Source organism: Corallococcus sp. AB032C, from assembly GCF_003668935.1.
Classification (GTDB): Bacteria; Myxococcota; Myxococcia; order Myxococcales; family Myxococcaceae; genus Corallococcus; species Corallococcus exiguus.
Genome location: NZ_RAWP01000008.1, coordinates 1 through 3686, shown reverse-complemented (window position 1 = coordinate 3686; position 3686 = coordinate 1). Strand labels below are relative to the sequence as shown.

At 69.1% G+C, this 3686-nt stretch carries 4 protein-coding genes; 3 read left to right on the top strand and 1 reads right to left on the bottom strand.

Annotation, left to right across the window (positions count from 1 at the left end; genetic code table 11):
- Positions 1–283: 283 nt before the first annotated feature.
- Complete coding sequence (locus D7X99_RS04905; RefSeq protein ID WP_121776706.1) at positions 284–757, top strand: GNAT family N-acetyltransferase; 474 nt, start codon at positions 284–286, stop codon at positions 755–757.
- A gap of 3 nt (positions 758–760) precedes the next feature.
- Here D7X99_RS04905 and D7X99_RS04900 read toward each other — a convergent pair whose 3' ends face one another.
- Entirely contained in the window at positions 761–1777 is a 1017-nt protein-coding gene (locus D7X99_RS04900) for an oxidoreductase (protein ID WP_233613090.1), read from the bottom strand.
- Positions 1778–2189: 412 nt separating this feature from the next.
- On the opposite strand from D7X99_RS04900, the gene D7X99_RS04895 reads away from it, so the two are divergent.
- Positions 2190–3443 carry a FadR/GntR family transcriptional regulator gene (locus D7X99_RS04895; RefSeq protein ID WP_121776704.1) on the top strand — a complete coding sequence of 418 codons (1254 nt, stop codon included), beginning with the start codon at positions 2190–2192 and terminating at the stop codon, positions 3441–3443.
- 10 nt (positions 3444–3453) lie between these two features.
- Positions 3454–3686, top strand: a 233-nt coding sequence (locus D7X99_RS04890) for a 2-oxoglutarate and iron-dependent oxygenase domain-containing protein (RefSeq protein ID WP_199756319.1), incomplete at its 3' end; no start/stop codon positions are given.

The following is a 3686-nucleotide window of genomic DNA, read 5'->3' as shown; positions in this document are numbered from 1 at the left end:
GGGCCAGAGACTCCTTGGGAGGGGGCCTCGCGAACGCTCGGGAATGAGATGTGACGGGTTCCCGGACTCGCGAGCGCGCGGGATAGTAGACAGGCACTCCGACACGGCCGCAGCGATTTGGTCGAGAGGGCCTGGCTGTCAGCCCGCTCGGGGGCACAGCCGTGCGGACGGTGGGGACCTGGCGGCAATTCCGCTCCACGCCTGGTCTCTGGTGACATGTTTCAGCGGTGTTTCACCGTGGTGGTGAAACGCCCGCGCCTGACGTTTCCACTAGACTTCGGGAATGCCCGAGTCCTTCCGGATCCGCGAAGCCGTGCCCACCGACGCCGAGCGGATCACCCAGGTGCTGCGCGACGCCTTCGAGGAATACCGCGGCCGCCTGGATCCGCCCTCCAGCGCGCACGACAAGACGGAGGCCGTGGTGCGGCGCGAGCTGTCGGACGGCGGCGCCTTCGTCGCGGAGGCGGACGGCGTCTTCTTCGGCTGCGTGTTCTTCCACCCGAAGGTGGACCACCTGTACCTGGACCGGCTCGCGGTGCTGCCATCACACCGGGGACAGGGCATGTCGCTGCGCCTCATGGACGCAGTGGAGTCCCGAGCGCGCGCGTCGGGCCAGACGCGCGTGCGGCTGTCGGTGCGGCTCGCGCTCACGTCGCACCATGCGTGGTACGCGCGCCAGGGCTACGTCTTCCATTCCCATGGAACGCACGCGGGCTACGCGTCGCCCACGTTCCTGGTGTTGGAGAAGACGCTCTGATTTTCAGTCGCGAGGAGGCAGCGGAATGCGGCGGCCTTCGAGGTCGCTTTGGATCGCAGCCTGGATGACGCGCACTGTCTCGCTCGCGCTCAGCGCCGTCACGGGAACGGGCGCGCCGTGGAGGATGGCGGCGCCGAGCTGCTGGTAGAACTGGCCATACGCACCAGGGACAGTGGCGACGGTTTCCCCCGAGGCCAGCAACCGGCCGTGGCGCTCCGCGGGTTCGCGGCCAAAGTCTAGATGGCCGGGACGCAAGCCCGCTTCGAGCTGTCCCTCCTGCGGATCCAGCGCATGCTTCACGTACGCATCCCGGTCGCCCTGCAACACGAAGCGGGGCCACGGCGCGTGCACCACGGATCCGGAGTGCAGCAGTACGCGCAGTGAGCCGTAACGCAGTACCAGGTGGAACCAATCCGTGCCCTGCGCGCCCGGACGTTGTCGGCCCAGGTCCGCGGCCACTGACTCTGGCAAGCCGAAGAGCTGCACTGCCTGGTCGACGAGGTGCGAGCCCAGGTCCCAAAGCGTCCCGCCGCCGGGCACGTCCTGCTCCTTCCAGCGATCCTTCACCTGGGGCCGGAAGCGGTCGAAATGGCTCTCCAGGCTGTAGAGCGTCCCCAGCCGTCCCTGCTCCAGCAACTGACGCACGGTGAGGAAGTCGCCGTCCCATCGCCGGTTGTGGAACACGGTGAGGCAAAGCCCGCGCTCCTTCGCGAGTGCGTCCAGCCGCATCGCCTCGTCCGCGTCCAGAGCGAAGGGCTTCTCCACCACCACATGCTTGCCCGAGCGAAGCGCCTGTCCCGCGAGCGACGCATGCGAGTCATTGGGTGTGCACACCACAATCACGTCCAGGTCCGGATCCGCCAGCAGCGACTCCACAGTGCCGGTGCGGACACCTGGCCAGTCGCGGGCCACGGCGTCAGCGCGGCTGGACGCCACGGCAGCCAGGGTGAACGCGGGCTCCGAGGCGATGAGGGGCCCATGGAAGCGCGTGCCGGACAGGCCATAGCCAAGGAGGCCCACCCGCAACGGGGAGCCAGGGACGCGAGCGGAGGTCATGGACCGAGAGGGTAGCGGGAAGTGGTCAACCTGCGGAGAGACGTAAGTGCCTGGCACTGCCGCCTTCCCCACACCGGAGCACTCAGCAGGGCGCAAGAAGAGCGTCGCCCCATGCCGCAACCCTGAGTGGTGAGCCAGACCGAGCGGCGTTTCGGCGCGCAGCCGCGGGCCGCGATGTCGTGGGGGTCGGATACCAGGCCAGGGGCAGAGGCGCCCGCCCGGGGCCGGTTGCCTCAAAACCTGTCCGACTGTCGGACAGGTTTTCAGCCCATGCGGCCCGGGGGCGCGCTGGCCCGGCAAGCGACGCGGAGGGTGGGCCCGAACGTCCATGTCAGACCCCTGTGGTTGGATGGCGATGCTGGGACGAGGAAGGGGAATGGGGATGGAACGGCGAGGACTCGTGGCCTATGTGGAGGCGCAAATCGAGCGCGATATCGCGCTGGGGCGGATTCACCCGAGCGGGCGATTCGGCTCCGAAGCGAAGCTGGCGCGCCGCTATGAAGTGTGTCGGGGCACCATCCGCGAGGCGCTGCGGCGGCTGGCGGCGCGAGGCCTGGTGGTGCAGCGCTCCGGCCGCAAGACGCGCGCGGTGCCGCTGGATGAGTCGCTGACGCTGGAGAACCTGGGCCTGGCGCTGCATGACGCGAGCAACCCGGATGCGCGGTGGCTTCTGGAGGGCTACTTCAGCCTCAAGCGGCAGGCGCTGGTGGAGTTGCTGGCCGACTGCTGCGCGAGAGCCTCGGACCTCGACCTGGACCGGCTGGGGAGCACGTGCTACCGGCTCCAGGACGCGGCGCGCTGGGAGTCGGGGGAAGTCTGCGCGCGAGCGGAATTCGAATTGCTTCGGCATGCGGCGCGGGTGGCGGCGCGTCCCGGGCACGTGCTCCTCGTGCAGTCCCTGCAGCGGGCCTTCCTGGGAGGAGCCGCCCAACTGCTGCCGCTCATGGGCGGAGAGGCGCTGCGCGAGTGGGCCTTCCGCGTGATGGAGATTCTGAACGAGCGCGACGTGCAGGCACTTCAGCATGAGCTGCCAGCACTGCTGAAGGCGCGCGATGAGCGCGTGCTGAACGCATTCGCTCCCGCCGCCGCCTCCGCTCCCCAGGAGCAGGCTTCCCCCGAGGCTCCATGCGCCCCTGAGGACCTTCGTGGTTTCTCCGTGCCGGCCGCCCCCCTGGACGATGCTTTGGAGACAGCGGCTTGCGAGGGCGAGCGGAGCCTTGGCCTCGTTGAGCCATGCGTCGAGGACACCGGGGCGCTCGGCGTTGCACTCCGTCCCCATTGCGAGACCGCCGCCTTGGATTCCGACAGCGGGACGCTGCTGACTTCTCCCGCCCCAGAGGATGCGTCCTGTGGACACGATGGAGGGGGCGCCGTGAGGGAGGTGGCGGGTGATGTTTCGCGCGACCTGGCTGACTGTTTGGCCGATGGAGGCGTTTCGTCCGGCGGGGGTGGCGTCCAGCCAACGGTTCCGCCATCCGGTTCCCTCGGACAATCGCGCGGCTCGGAATGCAATGCGGGTGGACCGCTTCACGGGACCCTGGGCCGCCTGGGCCGGTGGTGGGGACGCCTGCGTCGAGCATTTGCCGGAGCCTTGCTTCCGCGCAGGGTGGGGCAACGCACTTCTGGCTAGAGTTCGCGCCATGGATACCGTGCCCCTCATCGACGTCCGTGCCCTCGTCGACCCCACGTCGAGCCCCCAGGCCCGGAGGGAGGTCGCGGCTCAGATGGGCGCGGCCTGTCGGAACACCGGCTTCTTCTACGTCGTGGGCCATGGCGTGGACTTGGGGCTTCAAACCCGGTTGGAGGCGCTGGCTCGGGACTTCTTCGCTCGGACGGAGGAGGAGAAGTTGCGCGTGCGCATGGCGCTCGGGGG

Coding starts and splice junctions, on each gene's coding strand:
- D7X99_RS04905 (WP_121776706.1), top strand. CDS start 284: ATGCCCGAGTCCTTCCGGATCCGCGAAGCCGTGCCCACCGACGCCGAG.
- D7X99_RS04895 (WP_121776704.1), top strand. CDS start 2,190: ATGGGGATGGAACGGCGAGGACTCGTGGCCTATGTGGAGGCGCAAATC.